This is a genomic window from Pseudoalteromonas sp. C2R02 (genome assembly GCF_018860845.1).
In the GTDB taxonomy this organism is placed as follows: Bacteria; Pseudomonadota; Gammaproteobacteria; order Enterobacterales; family Alteromonadaceae; genus Pseudoalteromonas.
This window is the reverse complement of the sequence record NZ_JAHKQC010000031.1, coordinates 61035-85079: the sequence shown is the minus strand read 5'-3', so window position 1 is coordinate 85079 and position 24045 is coordinate 61035. Positions and strand designations below refer to the sequence as shown.

Genomic DNA, 24045 nt, shown 5'->3' with positions numbered 1-24045 from the left:
ATATCTATAAATATTAATCATGCCCATTGCCTAGATTTGTTCAGTAGCGCTAGATAAACTCTCTAACGCAATAGGGTAATGCTGGTTAAATCGGGTAAATTCGTTTGTCATAACATTAAAGCTTTTTTGTACAGAAACTTGGTTGCTATCTTTACAATCATTTTCAAGCACTTGGCATGCTTTCTTTAAATTAGTTGCAGATATCATGCTTGCAGCTCCTTTGATTCTATGCGCTATTAGTGCGATATCTTCTAGTTGTTTATCCTTTATTAAAGCGCAAACTTCTTTAATTGATTCTTGTGTTGTGACTATAAACTCCTGTAATAAAGTTTCTATTACATCAGCATCACCAAACATTTCATTTAGTTTATTCATATCAATGATATCTGTTGTAGTCATTGAGTTAGAGTCAACATTTGGTAGCGTTTTTATTTGAGCTTGTTCAGTGTTACTTAGGATTGATTCTAAATCGGCATCAAAATCTTCAACCTCAATAAAATCAAGCTCCAAATCAGCGGTATTAAATATTAAAGCATCACAATTATTTTCGTCATTAACATCACTAGGGTGGCTGAGAATGCTTTGTAGGGCATCTTCAAGACCATCTCCTTGTAATAACGCTTCATCACAGCCATCAGTATTTTTAGAAAACTCTAAGGTATTGTGATCAGGTAAGAATTTTTCAATGACTTGTTTTAGTAAATTAATAGAGACAGGTTTAGTTAAAAAATCATTCATACCTAAAGATGCACAATGCTCAGACTCACCAGTCAGTGCATTTGCAGTTAGGGCAACAATGGGAATTTGGTTATTCTGACTTCGTAATGTTTTTGTTAGTTCATAACCATCTAAGTGAGGCATATGACAATCAGTTAATAACAGACCATAGCTATTTTTGGATATGGCTTGTAACGCTTGTAAACCATCGTCGACAAAATCTGCATAATAATTTAGTTTCTCAAGTTGCCTTTTTATTACCATTTGGTTTGTTGGATGATCTTCAGCAACTAATATAAGTTTTCCATTGTGTTCAGCTTGATGTCTTGATAATTGTTCTGTTGGTAGAATTTCATCAAAAGAAACGATTTCATATAGCTCATCATTTCTTTCATTTTGAGCTTGATTAAGCGTTTCAATTAAAGAAGTGATCAGTAAAGGTGCTGTTGAAATAATATGTTTACCAGGTTCAGGTGAAAAGTTTCGTTTACTTAACTCTACCCAAATAGACTGAGTGTTTTCTGCTATTAAGTTATTTTGCGAAATGATTAGCTCATCACAAATAAAAATGCATTTACCTTGAGGCAAAGTTGCTTTAAATTTTTCTATATTGTGATTGTTAAATGGTAAACCAACTAAAGGGATTTTCCAGTTAGAGAAGTAATTTATGATTTTCCTACTCGCTCGGTTATTTTTATCGATTAACACAAAAGGTAAATCTTGATTTATGTGAGGCGCAAATATTTCATCAATATATTCAAGGGTGAGGTTAAATGAAAATTCAGTTCCTTTGCCCAATATACTGTTTATTATAATTTCGCCACCTAAGCGTTCAGCAAGCATTTTACATATTGCGAGTCCTAATCCAGTTCCGCCATATTGGCGTGATGTAGAGTCTTGTGCTTGTACAAAAGGTGTAAACAACTTTCTTTGATCATTGGGTGAGATCCCTATGCCGGTATCTTTGATGCTAAAGCAGATTGTTTGATCTGTTTCGTTTAGTAACGTTTGCTCTAGTGACAGTGTGACATGGCCCGTTTTTGTAAACTTTATGGCGTTCGATACTAAGTTATTTAATATTTGTAACAAGCGCATAGGATCTGTGAAAATTTTGTGATTAAGCTTGGGATCAAAGTCTAAATATAAAGATAAGCCTTTTGATGCTGCTGTATGGGCATGATGCTTTATAATATTTTCTGACAACTCAAGAAGATCACATTCAATGTTTTCAACATTAAATTCACCAGTTTCCATTTTTGAATGATCTAATACATCATTTAAAATATGTAATAAATTATTGGCGCTATTATCAATTGAATTTAAGTCATTTAATTGATTTTTAGTTAAAGACGAGAATGAAAACAGCTCAATCATACCAATGATGCCACTGAGTGGTGTTCTGATTTCATGGCTCATCATAGCTAAAAAGCGAGATTTAGCTTTATCAGCTTGTTCTGCAGCGACCTTAGCTTTTGATAATGCAAACTCTTGTTGTTTTCGTTCATTTATATTGAGTAAAACGCCATTCCATATTCGTTTATTATTAATCTTGGTTGGAAAGGCTGTTATATGCAGCCAATCTAAACTGTTTTTATCAAATGATGCTCTAAATTCAACGTCAATTTCTGTACCTTCAGAAGCTGATATTCTCTTAGTTTCAATTAATTTATCTCTATCTTCTGGAATAATCGCACTAAAAAACAACTCTGGGCTAGCCATTATCTGGGACTGACTAAAAGGACAAAAGCGTTCAATCCCACGACTTAAATAACTAAACTCTAACTGATGTTTTTCATTAATTGAGAATTGTGTAACAGCACCAGGTATCGCATCAGTCACAGAGTTAAGTTCACATTCAGCTTTGATAGCTCTTTGCTCAGCTTTGGTTCTTTGTGTCACTTGTAATTGAAGGGTACGATTCCAATATAAGATGCTAAAAATGACAATGATCACCAATACTGAAGCAATGAAAATATAGAAAAGAAGATCTTGGAGGTCAGTTGATTGTTTAATATTTACTTTTGACCATTTTTGATTTAATTTATCGAGTTCATTTTTACCTATTTCGTTAAGTACTTTGTTAATAATATTTAGCAATACCTTGTTCTTTTCTGTACTCCCAAAATGAATATCTACGTTTTGATCTGCAGTTAAATTGTTAATAATTTTGAATTTACCAGCATTCTCACCTTGTAACCAAGGATAAATATTAGGAAGTAGAGAAAACATAAAATCCGCTTCACCAGATTTAATAAGTGAAATACTATGCTCTATATCTTGTGTATTTAAGATATTAGCTTTAGGGAACTTTAGTGATATTTGCTTATTTGTTAAGACACCAGAGAAGTCAGCTAGTTTTAAATTTTCAGTAAATATTTGTTCGAATGTAATATCATTATCTGCTTTAGTCAGAATAACCCAAGGTGATACATGATAACGATTTGATGTATATAAATTATGAGATTTGGCTTGAAATTCACTTAATGTAGGTAATAAATGTATTTCATCATTTCTAAGTTTAGTACTCGCATCGAACCATGAAGTTACTGGTATAGGTTCAAACGTCACACCTAATTTTTCTTGTATAGTTTTAATTAAATCAATTGTTAGTCCTGTTTGAACTCCATCTTCTAAATAAGCAAAAGGATGTAAATTTGTGAAGGCAGCGTATTTGATTGTTTTGTGTGAATTTAACCAAGCTTGTTCTTCTTTTGATAGTATTAAAGCAACTTTCCTCTGATTATGGGTTAAATTAGACTTATTCCATCTAGCCCTGATATAAGCATGAGTTGCTTGATCTATAGATGGTAAAATCTTATTAATGGTGGTCTGTAAAATACCTAAATTGGCAGATACAGCAAACCTTGAAATATCTGAAGGCATATCAGTTATTGTTATTAATTTTAAGTTGTTATTTTGTCCTTTATCTAAAATAAAGTTATTAAGAATATGATCACCTAAATAAGCGTCAGCTAACTCAAATTTGACAGCACTAATCGCTTCTTCGGTACTTGTAACATCAAATGTTTTTGAATGGGGCAGGTAGTCATTTAATTTAGCCTGGGTAGCAAAACCTCGTTCAACAGCAAAACTAACATCTCGAAAATCATTTAATTTGCTATTAGGATTAAATTGTTTCGTTTTATTTACTAAAATAGATCGTGGAATACTCATGAATGCATCGGAGAATTTAATAAACGAAGATCTTCTTTTTGTTTTTGATAAACCGGCTACTATATCAACCGCACCTATTTTTAATTGGTTTTCAATGCCTTTTACAGAGGATATAAATTTATATTCAAGAGCTAAGCCTAATTCACTTGATATTAATTTTAAATAATCAGAGTATATCCCTAAAACTTTACCTTCATTAGTGTGAATAACATAAGGGGGGTATTCAAAATCTATTATACCAACTACAAGTTTTTTCTTTTGTTTTAACCATCTGGCTTCTTGTGATGTGAAAACTGTTCCCGTTGCATTAGATGCGTTTACATTAATCGTAAATATTAAAAAGATGAAATATATTAATATGTATCGTATTTCTAATGACATGAGTGAGTTTCCAGCTGATCAATGGCTTGTTTTACATTCTGATTAGTTTCTACGAACCATAAGGGTCTTTGTGCTTTTGATAGACTTAACTCAACAGTCTGATTTGCCTCAAAATATACTTGTTTTAGTTTTGTGATAGGTACAGACATAGGCAGTGCATTAGAAAAGCTTTTAATTAATGCTAAAGCCGAATTGATTTCAAAAGGTTTTAGCTCCCAAATTGCTAACCACTGGTTAACTACTGATATAAAATCGTCTGTTTGACTTGCCATTGCAGCTTCACGTTTTAAAAGGGTTATTTTATTATCTCTAGTTCTTTGAAATTGTTCTTGCGAATTAAGTAAACTCTTTTTGGTTAAATCTAGGTCTGATGTTGTTAAAGGAGGCAGTAAAATTTCCCTTTTTTTACCTAATGATTGCATAATATGTTGTTCATCTAGATACGCGTAAAAATCATGTGTTTTTAGCTGATTCTCATCTAAATATGCTTGGTAGATTGCAAGTGCATCTTTGATCTTACCGTTAAGCAATTGAAAACGACAATTTAATAAATCTCTATGAAATTGATAATCAGAAAGGCGAAATTGTTTTTCAGTTAATTTTAAGCGTTTTTTGAACTCCATTAAATGTGTATTCCGTTTCAATGGATCTTGCTCTTTTTCGGCACAAATTAAATGGCATCGCGCAGAATTTAATGAGTAGTCAACTGTATTCCAAATTGAGTTTGTTAATCTTGTATTTATTTTATTACTTAAAATAGGCAATAAGTCACTTTGATCTAGCTGTAGTGATAAATTATAAACACACAACAGTCGCTCAACATTATTTGACGAAATCTCACAAATTGCTAATAAGGCATCTAAAGCATCTTGCATTTTATTTTGTTTTAAAAAACATTTTGACTGTATCTGTAAAGCATTGAATCTAAATTTTTTATCTTTAATTAAAGGCTCAATTACTTTGAGTGCCATATCATATATTTTCTCATTTAATAATAAAGTAGCCAATAATAGACGTGCTTTGCTGTCATTATTTTTAATTAAATTAATATATATTTTTTGTGCGGCTGCAAAATCTTTTTCGTCTTCATATATTCGTGCTTTGATATATGCAACAGCAGGGGCTTTTTCATACTTCTTGCACATTTCAAAAGCACTTTGTTTACCTTCTTTCAGATAGGTATTTCGGACTTTTTTGACGACTTGTTTCTGTCGGTAGCAGTTAATTAAACGCGTAACAATTGAATTGATATTTAATGGTTTAATTAAGTATCCATCAGGCTCATATTCAGAAAAACCATAAAATACACTTTTACTCATTTCCCCGGTAACCACAAATACAACGGTATTTTCTGGTAACAGGTTTTTTTTATTTAATTCTTCAATTAACTGTAAGCCATCACTGCCACTGCCTAAGTTGTAATCACACAGTATAAAATCAAACTTGTGAGTGGTGCATGCGGATAATGCTGTTTTAGCATTTTTAACTAAAATAATATTATTTGGCGCACAACCATGGCGAACTAACATTAAGCGCGTGGCATTTAAAATAATTTGACAATCATCGAGTACCAACACTTTTTTATTTTTAAAAAAGTTTGCATTGTTTGTTTTTGAGATCGACATAAAATTAAAGCCCTTGTATCGTATTGGCTAAGGAGTCGAACTGGCGTGGATTAATTGATGCTAATGTTTGGAATTGTTTTTGCCATTTTTCATTCACAATATGAAGATTTTCAATAGGAACAGGTTTACTAATAAAATAACCTTGTGCAACATCACAACGTAACTCTTTTAATAGCTTCCATTGATGAATGTTTTCTACTCCTTCGGCAACTATACGTAGTCCTAGATTTTTAGCCAATAAGATGCAAGATTCGACGATAATATACGCACTTTCTTCTGAATCCATTTTTGATACAAATGCACGGTCAATTTTCATCTCATTAAATGGAAATTGACTGATTTGTTCCATAGTCGAATACCCAGTGCCAAAATCATCAACTGCGAGGTCAAAACCGCGCATTCTTAGACGCGACAATATTTCAATCGCTGATTTATATTCAGCGATGCATACTTGTTCTGTGATCTCTAAGGTTATTTTTCTTTGTTGCATAATGTGATCAGTTTCGAGGTTTAATAACAAGTACTCAACAATATTATTATTTAAACTTGATGCAGAAATATTTATCGATAGATTCAAATGCTTTAGCGTAACAGGGAGTTTTGCCATTGAATTTATGCTTGTGAGATACATAATTTCAGTAAGCTCAGCCATCATGTTATTTTCTTCGATGGCGTCTAAAAATGCGATTGGAGATAATACACCATATTTAGGGTGTTTTAGTCTAACCAAAGATTCAACAGATATGATGTTACCAGTTTCCATACATATTTGAGGTTGGAAAAATGGCACTAGATCTTGATTTTTTATAGCTTGTTCAATTTCATTATGAGTGAGTTTTATACTTAAATTTTCGTTTAGTTTATTTTTCTTAATTTGATAATGACTTAATAAATATTTTAATAATGTTTTAGGCTCTGCTGGCTTATTGATAGCGCCTAATAATTTTAAACCATAGGTATTAATCATATTAGTGGCACTACGGATTAAACTTCTATCCATGGCACTTGATAGTAAAACGCTACCGGTAAAGTTTTGCTCCGATAGCTCACGGATCAATGCTAAGCCATCCATATTAGGCATAGATAAATCGCAGATAATGATATCTACATTACGATTTGACAATATTTCTAATGCAAAAATACCATCTGATGCTGTTTCAACATCATGAATATGGAGTCTATTTATCATGTGCACTAAAGCTGTTTGTTGAAAATGATCATCTTCAACAACTAATACTGATAGCTTTTTTAATGCGCGAATGTATTTTTCCATACCAACCTCTAATAACTGAAAGTTAAGTATAAAAAAACGGCTTTTAAAGTGATGCTACAAAGTGTAAAACTAAGCAATGAAAATGTAATTAATTGAAATAAATTCCATTAAGTAATATGCTATTTTGATTTAAAACTAGATATGAATATCAATAAATCAATCACTTGAATTTATTTCCTACTGTGTTTTATGGTTACATTTTATCTGTGTATACAATCTTATTACGACCAGTATTTTTAGCTTTATAGAGCGCCTGATCAGCAAATTCTAATACTTCAGACCAAGTGCTTGATAATGATTGTGCTTTTATGTCACCGCTAGCACCGATAGATAGTGTGATAGATAAAGCACCTGAGCTAGTTTGTATTTGTGTATTTTGCACCGTATGTTTGATACGCTCTAAAACAGTTTTTATATCAACTGGCGGAGTTTGCGCTAAGGTAACGACAAACTCCTCTCCGCCCCAACGGGTAACAAAGTCATTTTCTCTAATATTGTCATTTAATATTTTAGCCAGTTTGCATAACACTTCATCGCCAACATCATGACCGTATGTATCATTAACCTTTTTAAAGAAATCGATATCGATAATAGCTAATACATAGTTATTATGATCTTTGAGTTGAGAACTGTTCATGTGTTCTTCAAAGTAACGCCGATTGTATAAACCAGTTAAAGCATCATGATGAGATTGCTCATATAATATATGGTTTGAAGTTTCTAAAGAACCAGTGTGTTTTTTTAATATCCAATACCGACGTACTAAGAAATATATTAAGATTGCACATACTATTATAAACAAAATTCCGAGCGACTCTCTAAGTGATTGCTGCTCTAATTTAGATGCTTGCAAAGCATTTTTTGTGTTTAGTAATGCAATTTCTTGTTGTTGGGCTTGGGCTGCATGTTCTTCTTCTAATGCATTTAATTGTACTTGGCGCTTACTAAATAAGTTATTTAATTTACTGTTAAAATACAGCTCATTGTATAGGTGTGCATTTTTGTAATCTTCTTGTTGTATGTATAACTTTTCTAACTGTTGATAAACTAGTCTCAAACCTTCAGCCATTTCTAGTTCAGTAAAGTAATTTAAACTGGTTAAAAGTAAGCTTTGAGCTTGATTGTTTTGTTGCTGTTGAACCTTAACTTGCCCTTTAAATAAATGGCAATAAGCTAATGAAAACTTAAACTTTATTGCTTTTGCATTTTTGATACATTGATCAGCATAATTTAATGCAAGTTTGTTTTTACCACTTTTAAACCAATGATCTGATAAATTAGATAAAACATTTGTTTGAACATACAAATTTCCTGATTTTTCTGCGTAATCTTGTGCTTTAGCTAAGTGTTTTCTTTGATTTTCTAATGAATCTGACATATTACCTTTACGGTGAATAAAAGCTGAGTTGATATGAAGCTTTGCAATTTGAGCTAAACTATTTATTGGGCTTTCATGATAATGTTTAATTGCTTTTTGGTTATATATGAGTGCTTTATCCCACTGCTCTAATTGGGCAAAAATAATAGAAATGTTTGAAGTAACCTTACTTAGATAGGGATCTTTAGGGTAGTTATTAAAAATTTCTAAAGCGCTAAAATAGGACTTTCTAGCTTGTAAAAGCTTACTTTGTTGGCTGTAAATTATTGCATAAAGATTATGAATACGCGCTTGCAATCGAAAGTGTTGTATTTCGTTTGCGATAGGCTGAGCTTGTTCTAATAAATAAAAAGCTTGATCAAACTCTCCTTTTTTCACATGGAATGTTGACAGTAATGTATTTGCTTCTGCCTTTATCCATGAGGTTCCTTTTGCTTGTGCGAAATTAAACAACTTTTTAATTGCAAATTCTGAAGCTAAAGGTTGACTTCTTGCAAGTTCAAGTTTGTGCAATATGCGGTAATAAGCAAATTGATATATTGGGTTTTCGTAAAAATATTCAGTTTTACTGATGTTAATGAGTGAAGAATAAACTTCATCAGGTGATTTTTCTGCCTTTTGATAGAGTTTGAATAAACGTCGACCAAATTTTGTTTGATTTAATTGAGCAATAGGTGAAAAACCTTTTTCCAATGCTTTATTGTTAGTTTTTGGGTCAGCGAATGAAAATAAGCTATAAAAGCATATACTTACAAAAAAAATAATTGTTGATGGTGTTTTCATATACGAATATTAATCTTAATTGGCTTGTTTTGTTGTTTATATAAACAAGTATATTTAATAGGCGAGGATAATAACCAAAAACCTTAACGATAAAAGTATGAATTTGTAATGCAAAGTACCTTTAATGTAATGAATGTTGGCATTGAAGTTTTCTTTGTTAGCACTAAAGTATGAGTTTTTAGGGGTTAAAAGTTAAAGCTTGATCATTTGGTTGAGTTGTATCTGTATAAACTTAGGCTTAAGCACATTAAATCAATATTATTGGGCTAGTTTAATAATAGATTTTACAAATGGAAATTCATATTAAACTATTTTTGATTATATTTAGGTTTAGTCTGGTTATGGTTGCAAGTTTAATACTGTTAATGCAGAAGAGTTTAGACAAGGGTATGATTGATTATGTGAACAGATAATCGTGTTTTCATTGATTGGACAACTGACAGCCATATCAAAAAAATTTCGAAAAAACACAATGAAATTAGCCCTGAGTAAGAGCTCATACAATCTGTAAATGGTGCAGGTTTTATGTGAACTTTTAGAAGATTAGCCTTGTTAAGAAATCAAAATCTGGATTTTAAACAAGACTAATTCAATATTTAAGCCTGTGTATAAATGCTTTAATCAGAAAAGAGCAATATATGGGTTATGTCACCACTTATAGGACTTTAAATCTTAGGTGTTTTGGGTGGTTTTATAACCAATGATTGTTGAATGCTTTGTATAATTTCTGATAGCGTTTGGTTGCCCATTCCCCAGTCACCGTTCCAAAATAAGGTGGCCATATCAATTACTAACCATTGCTCAAGTTGATTAAATTGTAGCGCGATTTCTACAATTTCGCGGTGTTGTGGTGCGAGTTCGTCAAGTTCATTTGCACCTACATGTTCCATTAGGTCTTTTGCAACATCAGCATAAGGTTTGTCATGAGATGCTAAGTTTGCAGAATAAGCTTTTAATATAAATTGCCATTGAGTACAGTCTAATGTTGGTAATGCATGTACCATTGCCAGATCAGCAAAGTGCACTGATAGGTTGAGGTTTTTACCGTATTCCTTGCCTTCACTTTCAGTCGCTCTATTTGCTACAAACTTTTGAGCTTGCTCACCAATTGATACTTTTTTTGTAATTGCTTTTTGTTTTTTCATTATTTTGCTCAATGACCTAACTTAAATTTAATTTAAGATTTTTTAGAAGAGTAATACTTGCGACTATTATAACAGTAGACACTGTAATAACACGTTAGATTTCTAATTGAGTTACTTTTATATAAGAAATAAAACAAGAGCATAAAAAACAAACAAAAAATATGCCCTAAGCGTATTTACTTCACCATTTAATTCTTGTGTATAGAATCAATTTATAAATTTTATAATATAAATAAGTATCGTTATGGGTGTCGATTTTTAATATTTCATCACCTTTACCATGCCTAATTGTGTTAATACCACGATAGTATCCTGTGGATTAAAAAAGAAATTCACAAAGGCTTCCATGATAAAATAACTTAAGTTAATTCTCTTATTACCATTGGCAGGATTGTACTAATTTAAACCAATCTTGATTAAAGGGGACTTTTTTAGGTTGCGCTTCTAACGCAAATGAAAGGCCAAATAGAGGAGATAAGTGCTTTATAACCGTTGCTTTAACTCTATATGTGCCAAGCTGATGAAATGTTTTGGTTAGTTTATCTAACTCCTCGGTTGTGATTTTTTCATTATTTTTAGCTTTAAAACCAATATATGTCCAAAATAAAAATGATTTTTTTGACTTGTTTGGATATCCTGCGGTCATTCTCTCTATTCGTGGATAAAGTCTTTGAAAGTTGACTAACTCATCCAACAGTACAAATATAAATAATAAGTTTCCTGCAGCAGTTACTTCGCCTGAGCGCTTAGCAATTGCTTGGTAGTTATCTAATGCTTTTTTAAAAAACTGTTTCGCAAGTGTCAATTCATCAGCCTCAATTGCGATAAGTCCTAAATTGTTATTTACAACAGATTGATAATTGATGTTATTAATCTCTTTAGCTATTTTTGATACTTGAATATACAAAGCTTTAGCTTCTTTAATATTTCCACTATTCCATAAAACAAGCGCACGACTATTGATCAGCATCATTGTTTGTTTTTTTGTATTTGCATACTTAAGTGCGCACTTTAAGCTAATATCAGCTTCATAATAATAGGATTTTTTTCGCAACCAAATCCCTAAAGCGCTCAAAATGGTTGGCAGATTTTCTTTAAAGTCTGGATGATTTTTTTCATGGATCAATACTGCTATAGATTTATTTAATTTATCCAGTTGATTTGTGGGAACAGCCGCGCGAACTAGTAATAGGTGCCAATGGAACATTTGTTCTGATGATAAAGAATTTTTAACCTTATCAAGTAATAATAAAGATCGTGAAGGCTTAACATATAAAAAATCTTCTATTTCTTTTAAAATCTCATTTGTATTATTAGACTGATTTGACACAATTGAAAAATGGGACAGCATTAAAATCAGATACATGAGAGTTTTCACAGTATTCCTTATTTTTAGTAAAGCATTATTTAAATCTAGAACGACTGATTGAACTTGTAAACCTTGTTTGAGTCATTTAGTGTTTTATGTCGGAATTCCAGTCATTTATTTAACAACAAAACCGATACTTTTTTAGTACGTAAATATTCAACAAAGACTATGAATATTAAGTGTTTTATATAATTTAAAGTTAACATGCTCTAGAAGTCGTTTACTTGTAAAAGGTTAATTTTAGAGTCTTTAATCGATGTGTTTATAGAGTTTTTTATATGGTGATGATGTATTTTTAGGATAAAGTTAAACCGTATACCTACTTGAATAGTTTGTAGAATAAAGTTCCTTAGTTCTTTATTTAGAAAACAGTACGCTAACTTTTAAGGCTCTAAAGCTTCGCTTATGAATTGCGCTCATGCGCATTGGCTATTAATTAAATAGGTCCAAATATTCATACTTCCCCCTAAAACAAAGCCCTGATTAATTCAAAATGAAATTGTTAACCTTACTGGCGTAAATTTAAAATAGATTACTTAGCGAGTTAAGTTTTTTAATATCAAATAAGTATTTAACAACAAATAAGTTCCTAAGTCTATAAAAAATAAATAAATAAAGTTTTATTTTACTAATTTTAAATGTTAGTATCTGCGCGGAATTACAATTATAGGTACAGCAGTGTTGTAATTATTTACGGAATTACCATCGTGTTCTATGTATCTAGTATTTTAGATAGTGAAAATGAGGAATTTCTTGCTATTAAAGATATATAGGATTTGTAATGTTTAAAAGGATTTTAATTTTAGGGCTTTTGATTTTAAGCCATGTCGCTTTATCTGAGCCTAATTTTGATATTCGAATCTCAGGGAAATTAACCACTAATAACCTGCATAGTTTTGTTTTGACAATCGATGATTGTACTTCTATATCCTACGTTGAAACCGAAATGGAAGGGAAAACGCTCTTATTACAATCATCCGTAAATCAGTCTTCCTTCATAGGTTGTGAATTTACAATTCCGGTGTCTTCTGATACGCCTTTCACTCCCCAAGCAAAAATCACCTTAAAAAATGGGACACTACTAAATTACACTGAAACTTTTGAAATTGAGAGCAATGCTCCTGTATTTGAATATAAAGGGTTATCTATAAATGATAACGATAATACTCAATCAATTTCAGTTCAATTTGATAGCTCAGATGATATTGATATTCAATATGTTGCTGTTGATATTGTTGGTTTTAAAGCTTCATCACTTAAAAATGTCGGAGGTATAATAGATGAAGTAAAGCCTTTAGCTTTTGCGAATAGTCAAGGGTACAAACGTATATTTCCAAAAATGGATAATCAAACTGGTTTTATATTAGACATACCACTTATTACCACATTAACTAAAAATCAAATAGCAAGTGATGGCTTAGTCTTAATAGATGCATATGTTGTCGATTCTTCGGGAAATAAAACCGCATTTTCTTCTATTGAAACAACGGGTGGAGAGATAGAAGAAAAAGCTATTTCTTGGACTTCTCAACCATTAAACATTGTTATCACAGATATTTTACAATCTATTTCTATAACTCCGATTATTAATTTTGAATTTCGAGGAGAAGTTGAGATGATGGGCTCTGGAAGAGGTGTTACTTATACCTCTTTAGATCCGGAACAAATTTTTATTTCAGATTCAGGAGTTATTTACGTTGATTCAGAAATTGAGAATATTGATAGCAAAGTCATACTGTCATATCCAGGTCTGCCCGACTTACAGATAAATGTTCAAGTGGATTTAAGTAAAGAATTAAAAAGTTTGCAGTTTAAAGGTTTTTCAGATGAGAAACTGATAATTCCTTCTTTAAACCAAAGTATCGTTTTACCTGAAATTGAAGCAATTTTTGATGACGGTTCTTCTCAGGTTTTAGCAGACCAATTTCCATTAACATTATCTCTCCCCAGTTCAGCTAAGGGAGTGTTAGAGCTATCAGGTAATTCAATAAAAGCATTAAAACCAGTATCTATGAATGCTCCAATACCATTAAGTGTTAAATTAACCGGTGATGCTAGCGTTGCTGGTTATTTAAATATTGTTGCTTTAGATGCTAAACCAATTATCAGCTTAGATATAAAAAATAAAATAGTGTCTGGAGAAGTTTTAACTATTAAAGCTAAAGCAACTGATGATGTAAAAATTCATAAAGTTAACATATCAGTTGATGGCACTATTATAGCAAGCCCATTAAGTGCTCCATTTAAAGTCGAACTACCAATCACTGATGATCTCATAGGTCAAACTCTAAAAGTTGAAGCTGCTGCAATTGATAGTGCGGGTCAATTATCTCCAATAGTCACTCAATCAGTGCAAGTTTTAGAAAAAAGTGAAATAAATTTACCTGAATTTAGCTTTGAATTACCATTAGATAATCAAAGGGTTATCGAAAAAAGTCCACTACTTTTCCAAATTACGCATGAGTTAGGCCTTGCAAAATATGCTTACGATAAACAGTCAGGTATAAAAAAGATTGAATTTTATTTAGACGGTGAGCTAATTGGTAAAAGTAAAAGTCCTGGGTATATAATTCGAAAAAAAGAAACAGTTTCAGGTCCAAAAGATTATATTTATGAGAACTGGACTTATGAAGGGATTACGCCGACGAGTGTACTCACTGAAAAAGCTTTACCTGTTTTTGCAAAGATATTTATGGGTAAAAATGGAGAGAATACAGATACTAAATTATTAAGATTACTAAAAAATTCTCCTGCTCATGTATCAATTTTAAAACCTCATGCTCAAAAAAATGTAATTGCGGGGCAAAAAACAAAAATTGAATTAACAGTATCAGACGATACTTTATTTTTTGGTACAGATGTTGAAATTTTATTAAATAATGAAGTAATAAAAGAAATTCGCTTTGCAGATAAACAAAAACAATTAACTACCTCTTATGAAAAAAACTCAGAAATCATCTTTGATAATATTCATATATCAAATGAAAAATTAGGTGAATCTATTCTGTTTGAAGTAAAAGTAACTGATTTTCATGGTGAAATTTATAACTCAGAACAAATCAAACTAAATGTTAAAAATGACCAACCCCCTACAGTAGGTATTAAAACTCCATTTGAAGGCGATTCATGGGTAGCTGGTTTACCTATTGAAATAATGGCTGAAGCATCTGATGATATGAAAGTAGATAGAGTTGATTTTTTTGTAAATGAAAAAATAATAGGTTCTGATATTACTCCTCCATATAGTATTGTTTACCAAACTCCAATAATAACTCAAGGAGAACAGGTACTTGTGGTCAGAGCCGAAGCAACAGACTCAAGTCAGCAAAAAGCGTTAAGTCAAAATGTAAATGTGACTCTTGGTTACGATCAACAGTCTCCTGTAAGTCATTTTGTTTCACCACAGATAAATGGTACCACTGGCAATAATAGTACAGTAAATGTAGTAGAAAACACTTCACATATGGTTAAGGTAACAGGATATGACAATGTGGGCGCTAAAGCTTTTAAATTAACAGGGTTAAAAAAAGAGGGGGCAATTTACAAACTAACAGGTAAACCTCAAGATATCATCACAGAAAATGATATTCCATTGCAGCTCCTCCCTGGAGGAGCACATGCATTTTCAATTGTAGCATATACTACAATGCCGAATTTTATCGGGCATGGTGGTAGTGATTTTGATGTGTATAGTTTAAACATTGAAGTACAAGACGAGAGAGGTAATATAGGAAAATCTGATCTTCAAATCTCAGTAATAGAAGATTCTATTCCGGAAGTTACTGATATACAGGTGACAAAATCACAATACAGAATAAATGATAATTTAGATGTCACCATTTTTGCAAAAGATGACGTTGAAATTAATACTATTCAATTAAAGATACTTAACTCACAAAATGAACTGTTATCCGAATTATTATTAGATTCAAATAATGGATTAAAAACTCACGCAAAAACCCATGGTACATTTACTTTTGATCTAAAAACTTTAGATCTTGAAAACCAATCACAACAATTAAAATTAGTTGCTATTGCAAAAGATAGTTCTGAACAAGAGTCAATTCAAAAGAGTAAATCTATTAACGTTGTCATAGACGATAAAGGACCAATTTCTAGTATAAATAAACCAGTACCAGGCTCTGTTATACAAAAAGGGATTGAGCATGAAGTTCAATGGTCAGTAAAAGATGCATCTCAGATAAAAAACGCTCAATTAATGGCTAATGGTATAATGATTGACTCATTTTCTGGGAGCGAAAATGCTTTTTCAAAATTAGTTAAATATACAGTAAACCAGATAGGTAAAGTCGTTTTTGAAATTAAAGCATCAGATAGTTTAGATAACTCATCAGCCAAAATTTGGGAATACGCAGTAGAAGAAGCAGCGCCTCCAACAGTAAAAATAACGCAACCAATATCTGGTGAGCAAATATATGAAGGTGAGAATTTTGCCATAAACTCAGTTATTAATGATGATGGTTTGGTTTCACAAGTAACTTATGAATTACTTGTAAATGATGTAATAGTAAGAACTGAAATAGTTAGCCTTGACTCAACTAAAAATGTTGAAAATTATTTTAGCACGTCGATGCGATTGCCTAATATCTCCCCTAACTCTGTTGTGAAGTTAAGAGCTATCGCATTAGATAATCATAATTTAACAGCGAGTAGTGATGTAGAAATTAATGTGTTGAATGATATAAATAGCCCAAGCCTAATTATATCAATACCTGGAAACGATATAGATCTATTACCTGGAGAATATTTAAATATCGAAGCCATAGCAATTGACGATATATATATAAAGGATATTCAGGCAATATTAACTGATGGAGAATTAAATGAAGTCGTACTAGCTTGGGATCAATTGAGTAGAACTGATTCAATCAAAAGTATTAAAATCCCAGATCCAATCACAATTGGCTCCACTATAATTAAAGAAAAATTTCAAACTGATATTGTCGGAAAAATTAAGCTTCAGTCTCATTTATATAACAATATAGATATGCCTTATCAATTAAAATTAAGGGCACAAGATGAGGGGATCAATGTAACTGAATCTGCAAGTATTACATTAACATTAAAACCTGACAACGTACCGCCAGAGGTAACAGTAATATCACCTGTTGATCAATTTGTTGCAAATCAAATTGTACCTTTAAAAATTAATATTAAAGATAATGTTCAGCTATCAGGCTATAAAGTATATTTCCAGGATAACAAAGATTCACCAATCGTCTCAGGAACAGGTTTACAGGTGTCAGAAGTTCTTTTAAGCCCTGAGGATGATAGTTCTGAGCTTAACATTAATTTGAATGACTTTTCACCTATTCCAGAAGAAGGTAAAGTGATTTCAATTATTATTGAAGCATGGGATAAAGAAAACAATAAATCATCTATCGTACATCAATTTAATATTGTTCAAGATAAAAAGCCATTAATTACTGTATCAGCACTACATCCCAAAAAACCTGTACAAGGAGGGGTGGTATTTTATCAAACACAAGTATCAGATGATTTTGCTCATGAAAACGAGCCAGTTATAGCTGCAGCATTAACAACAAGTTTTGATTTTTCTGATAATAAAAGGAAAAGTCGATTTTGGCGAGATTCAGCTCAAAGTATTGAAGATAAAAAAGATGATTTTCTTGTTTTTGGATTAGATTATCCTGAATCAACGAGTAACTGGGAATTGAATATAAATGATGAATATTTGGTTAAGTTTATACCTGGTGAATTACAAGTATATAATAGGGAATTTGATTTAAATAAGGTACTAAAACTTAATTCAGTAAATAATGATGTCGTTAATTTCAAGCTTAAGTATATCACAGATAGTGTCTGCCCTTCATTATGGCAAGAATTAACAATAGATGCGAATCAAGGAGTTAAGTTAGCCGATATTTTACCTTATGGTGTAACTGAAGTTGTTTTAATACCAGTTCTTGAATCAGATCTGCCTCATCCCTTTATAAGACAAATTAGAGTTGATCTTCAAAAGCAAAGTGAACTGAAAGTATTTCCTGGAGAATCACAAGCAAATAAAGTTTTAACAAAAGAAGCAAGGATAAGTATTGAATTAAAAGATGTGTCTGTTATTGAAAATAATTCATGGATAAATATCGGTCATTTAATTAAAAATAATGGTGATAAGTATAATAAAGTAACTCAAACCACAGGCGATCTTTCGCTATTGTCTGATTATAAAAACATTGAAAAGCTAAATGTTTTAGTTGCAGCGGCAGACCGTAATACCGCTCTGAATACACCTCAAGAAATTCAAACTATTCAATCTATTGAAATAGATATTGATATGGAAAGTCCGCAGTTAGCATTAAATAATCCTTCAATTAACTCAAGTATTACAGCAGGACAAGTCTTAGATATAGATTCAATCATTCGAGACAACTCAAATCAACTTAGAAATGTTGAATATTTTTTTAATGATCAGAAGATTGCTGAACAAGGTTCTAGGTTATTCAATCCACAATACAATTTGTTGTTACCAATAGCCACAGATCTAATCCCTGGTAGTCAAGCAAGCTTGCGTATAGCGGCAACGGATATGTATGGAGAACAAGCAGAAGAAATACTGTATTTTCCAGTTACTAAGAACCAAAATCCTGAATTATATATCAATAAATTTAAATCTCATCGTTTAATAACAGATACGCTCCGATTAAACTATGGAGAATTCTGGGTGAGACAAGGTGGAGAATTTAAGGTTTCTTATGATGTTATTGATGATACAGGTATAAAAACAATAGAGCTTATTAGGTTATTACGTAATGGTTCTGAAGAAGTTGTATACAAGAAAGACTACCCATTAACATGTTCAGAAAAACCCATTACAACAGATGTTGTAACATTATCTACTATATTTTCATATGCTGAATTACAACAGTACGAAGTAAGGATCACTGATAATGTGGGTAACCTAAATAGTAACCGTTTTTATGTGCATCCATTAGAAAATATAGTCCCAGGTATTCGAATAACATCTCCAGCCGAACAATCTTATATAACAGCTGGAAGTTTTAACCTTAAAGTTCGCGTTGTAGTAACAGATGATATGCCGATATCGGATGGAAAAGTTGTTATGTACGCTAATGGTTTAAAGTTACAAATGTTAGCCGATTCTCTAATCGATACAGAATTAAATTCAACTGATATTCAATTTCTAAATGAAATCTATGATGACTTTCAGCGTAACTATGGTACTGATGTTGCAAATGACTACGCTAAAATCAACAGTGCGAATGTAAGAGTTTATGAAAGTATAATGCAATTACCTATTCAGCTAGTTAAAAGTAACCAAGAAGTTGTTTTAACCGCGAATGTAAAAGATTCTGAAAATAGTATTGGAAGTGATGAAGTGATCTTTATTGGTGCTTCAGATGATATCCAACCTGAGGCTGCAATTATATCTCCAGTAGGAAACCATTTTGTAACTGAAGCGAGTGATTTCGAATTACAGTTTAGAGCTTTTGATAATGTAAAAGTTGCAAGCCTCGAATTATCTATAGCATACGGCGTAAATTCAGCAAATAATTATATAAAAAATGATTATGAAACTTCTATTCGTATTATAGATTCAATTCCTGCAAGAGATTTTGAAACTATCACCAGTCAAATCGATACACCGATTTATTTGAATAATGTATTTGTGCCGAAAATAAATGATTTATACACAAAGTTTCAAGGCCTAGCTTTTAATGAAGAAAATATATTTGATGTGTGGGTTAAGTTACTAGCAAGAGATCATTCAGGAAATACTTATGAAGTTGAGAGAGCTTATAAAGTAAGGGTAGATGAAAGACCTGTAGTTGACATTGTAAGTCCTCTAAGTGGGGATAAAGTTGTCGAGAATAGTTTAGTTTCCGTCAATGTCCATGCTTATGATGATGTCTCTATCGCTTATGTCAATATGGTGGTAACTAAGGGAAATAAAGAAATATTCCACAAGAAACTACGCCAAGGACCCTATACATTTACATTTGAGGCTCCAGAATTAAGTGAGTCTGCAGCCGACAATCAGTTAGTTATTAAAGTTAGTGCAATGGATCACTATGGAATTAATAATAATGATCCAGATAGGCACGTTGCAACGGAAGAATTAATATTATCTATTAAAGGCGATGAACCTCCCGTAGTCGCCATAGGGGCACCAAACCAAGGCGAGGAATATATTGAAGGACAGCATGTTTTAGTACAAGTTAATGCAGCTGATGATATAGGTATTAAAAACGTAAGCTTAATGGTAAACGGCTTAATCACAGGTGAAAGTATATTAACAGATGCCCGGGCACCTTATGAATTTTTAGTTGAAATACCATATGGGCAAAAAGCACGCGATGTAACATTTATTGCCACAGCTACAGAGCATCGAGTTATAGAAGAACCTCGTATCGTTAAATCTCAGCCAGTAAATATTTTAATAAATAATGATATTACTTCACCTGAAATTACTTTTGAGTCACCACTATCAGGACAGGTTGTGGTTGAAAAAGGTAATTTAAATTATTATTTATTGCCTACAGATAATGTAGAGGTTACATCGGTTAAGCTGGAAATATTTGCATTAGATAGTTCGAGTGGAGACAGTAAGTTAATTGAACAAAAATATTTATTAACTCCACCTTATTCTGGCGACTTCCAATTAAGTACCATAGAAAATTATTTAGGTACAACTCAAGATGGTGTATCAACATTAACATTAAAGATGGTTGCAACAGCCTTTGACGGTGCTGGTAATAAAGGGAATAGTTCTGTAATTATTACATTGATTAATAATTCTAAGCCTGTTGTAGAATCAATTAAACTTATTGATCCTCAAGGACTAAATTATGAAAATGATAATGAAGTGACGCAAGGAAGAGAATTTTTAGTACAAGTTTCTGCTACTGATGTTGAAAAAGGAGTTGATAGTATTCGTTTGTTTAAAGCAATAAACGCAAGTGAGCAAACGGAATATACTTTAGTAAGCGAAGACAACGTAGCGCCATTTCAATTTAGCCAAGATACCTCAACTTTGATACCTGGTGATATTTTATCTTATAAAGCAATAGCTAAAGATCAAGATGGCTATTTTTCTCCCTTATCGAGTGCATTCGAATATAAAGTTATAGCCGATAAGCCACCTGAAGTTGAAATAGTTAAGCCTTCTAGTGATCAATCTTATGTGATTTCGGGTGAATCAATCGAAGTTTTTGCACAGGTTAATGATGATCTAGGTGAGAAAGGAATCGACCGAGTTGTATTTATGATGAATAATGAAATTATAAATACTCAAACTAAGACATACAAACCTGAAACATTATCAACAGTCAATAATCTGTATCGCGCAATAATTACACCCCCTGAAAATATAAAGGGCGTAAATATTCAAGTTGTTGCTTACGATAATCTAAATCAGTCAGGATTTTCGGATGTGTTAACTCTAGGAATCGTAGAGGACACAGTTGAACCAATAATTTTAGCTATATCACCTATAGACGGAGATATACTTCAATCTGGTACTAATCTTATTGCAAGTGTTGTAGTTCAAGATATGGGATCTGTAGAGCAAAGAACCGTTGTTCAAGAATGGGTCCGAGAATATAAAAATAACTCTAATCAATGGCAAGTGCTAGCTAAAACGACAAGAGAGTTATTATTAAATGATGACCTCGCAGATGAGAATGGTTTGCCTAAGAGTGAACCAGAAAAATATACTTATACTTACTTAACAGAATTTACTGATGGTAATATTCTAACAGATCAACAGTTTGACTTAGAAAGAGTAAGAGTTGTTACACGTATTAAAACAAATAATCATGATATAGAACATCAAACTACACATGAAATTTCAATGCCCATTAAAGAAAGGAAGTTTTGGCTACCAAGTAATGAGGCATCTAAAAGCTCAGAATCGAGAGCTGCAGCTAAGAATGTATATTATTCAAATTTAGCACAGTTTTCAGACTTAGGTAAAATACAAAGTTTAACATCATCTTGGTCTATTTTATCAACTTTTCAGGTCCAAAAAGGGTTTAGTCTGTATGAAGGCATTGAAAATACAAACGAATTAGATGAATTTAAGCCATATACAGGACTATTTTTAGCCGATTTTTATGATCATCACGGAGCGAGTGAAAATGGTGAAAGATATATATTTTCTGACTTAATGAATGGAAGTGCTGAAATTTTTTCTGGAACAATAACTGATATATCAGCACAGGATAGTATCTTATTAGCGACTAAATCAGGTGATACGTGTATCACTTGTAAATATGAACCAAAATTTTATCAGTTATTGGTTGATGAAATAAATAAAAATGATGAAACAGGTAAGGTTTATTTAGATAAATCAGCTGAATTACTACTATTTAATAAACGTAATGAAGATGAGCAATTTGGTATTCCATATTTACTAGCTGGTTCTGTTGAATTGCCATTCAATGATACATATGGAGTCGAAAGAACGGGGGAGTTAGCACTTGTTGCCAATGGTTCCGGAGGTGTACAAGTAATTAATATTAGTGATATAACTTCACCTTATCACATTGGCTATATTAAACCGGATGGATTTACACGAGATGTTAAAGTATCTGGGCAATATGCATATATTACTGCTTCATATCAAGGTTTAGTTATCGCTGATATAGCAAACCCGCAAATGCCTATTATTGCTACCTTAGATATTGCTGGTATTGCAAATAAAGTAGAAATTGTTGGAAAAAAAGCTTACGTAACTGATATGGGGTTATGGGATGGTGCTGGCGCATTACATATTATTGATATTAGTGACCCGGTTAACCCTGTTTTAGAACTCACATATACTTTAAGCGCACAGAGAAAAGATTTTAAAAGTGCTGGCGCTTATGATGTTGAGGTTGTGGGTAATAAAGCTTATGTATCCACTTTTTATGTAGATCAAATGGGCAAAGCTATTGAAGGTTTAGTTGAAGTTATTGAACTTAATCAAATATTAAGTTCGGCTTTAGATCCTAGTCATCCTGTAATTACGCATAGGCCTGCTTCAGCAAACGATTTTGTAACAACGGATATCGCATTAGCGCATGGCAGAGTTCAATTAGCAACGGGCAAACAGGGTATTTCTGAAATTAGTTTTCCTTCATTGACTGTTACGGATCATTCACCATCTTCAGGTTCACAGCATATTCAAACATCTGATTTAGAAATTGATATTAAGTTTTCAGGATCGTTAAGCCCGGCATTAAATTTTGAAGAGTACATATCCATAACTCATGGTCATCCAACTATAGGTGAAGATGTTAGCCATTTATTTGAATTTAATTTTAAACAGCTTATTGATGGTTCTAATTCATATAACTCTATCCTAGCAAAATTAAAACAAGGTGAAACTTTACAAAGTTCAGCAAAATACTTTGTAAAAATCAAATCAGGATTAAAACCTCTTTCTGGTTACGCCTTAGCGTCAGATTACTTTTTTAATTTTTCTACAATTTCTGTAGAGTCAAAAAATATACCTAAATTCTCTAGTATTACTCCTAATATTGGAGATATTGCTGGCGGAACAGAAATTACAATTGTAGGCCATTATTTCTCACCAAATATTGAGCTTAATCTAGGTGGAATCCCTTTAAAAATTAAAAGTTTAACTAAATTATCAAATGATAATGAATTTGATGTTATAAAAGCCATTACAGTTCCAAATTATCCAGGTCCAGCTACTTTAAAGTTAACTAATCCTGGTGGGGTTGAATCGGTTATCAATGGAGCATTCACTTATGTTGATGAATTAAGATTATCTTTTGTAACGCCACCATTTGTTAGTGTTAGCCAAAAGGGTGAAAATAATTTTGTTAGTTTAATTGGGCATGGATTCAACCCAGGTATTACAGTCAAATCTTTTAAAAGTGATGGCACAGGTGAGGCTATTATTCAAACTATAGATGGAGATGCTTTAAGTTTATATAGTGCAGAACAAATTAATTGGCAGGTACCTGATTTTGGCGATAATTTCAGAGGATTTGTTGATATTGAAGTTACAGATTTGAGAGGAAGAAAAGCGACACTATCAAGGGCATTATTTTATGGTGGTTTAGTTATAGACCGTAGCTTAAAAACTGAAAAGCCACTTAGCCTTACCCAGATAAAAGAATATAATTCTGGCGGTAAAACCAAGTTGATAGATCCTTTAAAATTACCTCCTGGTAGGATTACTGATATAA

7 protein-coding genes (1 of these 7 cut by a window edge) are annotated in these 24045 nt (G+C 32.1%); 1 reads left to right on the top strand and 6 read right to left on the bottom strand.

Translation table 11 applies throughout. The features are described 5' to 3' along the window. Positions 1–30: 30 nt before the first annotated feature. The 6 genes from KO527_RS12285 to KO527_RS12260 form a co-directional block, all read right to left on the bottom strand. Positions 31–4272 carry a transporter substrate-binding domain-containing protein gene (locus KO527_RS12285; RefSeq protein WP_216040592.1) on the bottom strand — a complete coding sequence of 1414 codons (4242 nt, stop codon included), beginning with the start codon at positions 4270–4272 and terminating at the stop codon, positions 31–33. Next, complete coding sequence (locus KO527_RS12280; RefSeq protein WP_216040591.1) at positions 4263–5897, bottom strand: response regulator; 1635 nt, start codon at positions 5895–5897, stop codon at positions 4263–4265. The genes KO527_RS12285 and KO527_RS12280 overlap by 10 nt, the downstream gene beginning before the upstream one ends. A 4-nt stretch (positions 5898–5901) precedes the next feature. Continuing rightward, complete coding sequence (locus tag KO527_RS12275) at positions 5902–7170, bottom strand: EAL domain-containing response regulator (RefSeq protein ID WP_216040590.1); 1269 nt, start codon at positions 7168–7170, stop codon at positions 5902–5904. A 193-nt stretch (positions 7171–7363) separates the two neighbouring features. Then, positions 7364–9331, bottom strand: a complete 1968-nt coding sequence (locus KO527_RS12270; protein WP_216040589.1) for a tetratricopeptide repeat-containing diguanylate cyclase — start codon at positions 9329–9331, stop codon at positions 7364–7366. A 665-nt stretch (positions 9332–9996) separates the two neighbouring features. Next, the gene (locus tag KO527_RS12265; protein WP_216040588.1) at positions 9997–10476 is read right to left on the bottom strand and encodes a hypothetical protein; all 480 of its coding nucleotides are present in this window, start codon (positions 10474–10476) and stop codon (positions 9997–9999) included. 376 nt (positions 10477–10852) lie between these two features. Next, the gene (locus KO527_RS12260) at positions 10853–11854 is read right to left on the bottom strand and encodes a tetratricopeptide repeat protein (RefSeq protein ID WP_216040587.1); all 1002 of its coding nucleotides are present in this window, start codon (positions 11852–11854) and stop codon (positions 10853–10855) included. Positions 11855–12626: 772 nt separating this feature from the next. Between KO527_RS12260 and KO527_RS12255 the strand changes: the two genes are divergently transcribed. Continuing rightward, a protein-coding gene (locus KO527_RS12255) for an Ig-like domain-containing protein (protein ID WP_216040586.1) crosses the window boundary here: on the top strand, positions 12627–24045 show its 5' end (the start). It continues 26111 nt past the right edge of the window; 11419 of the gene's 37530 nt are visible here — the first part of the coding sequence; the start codon lies at positions 12627–12629; the stop codon falls past the right edge of the window.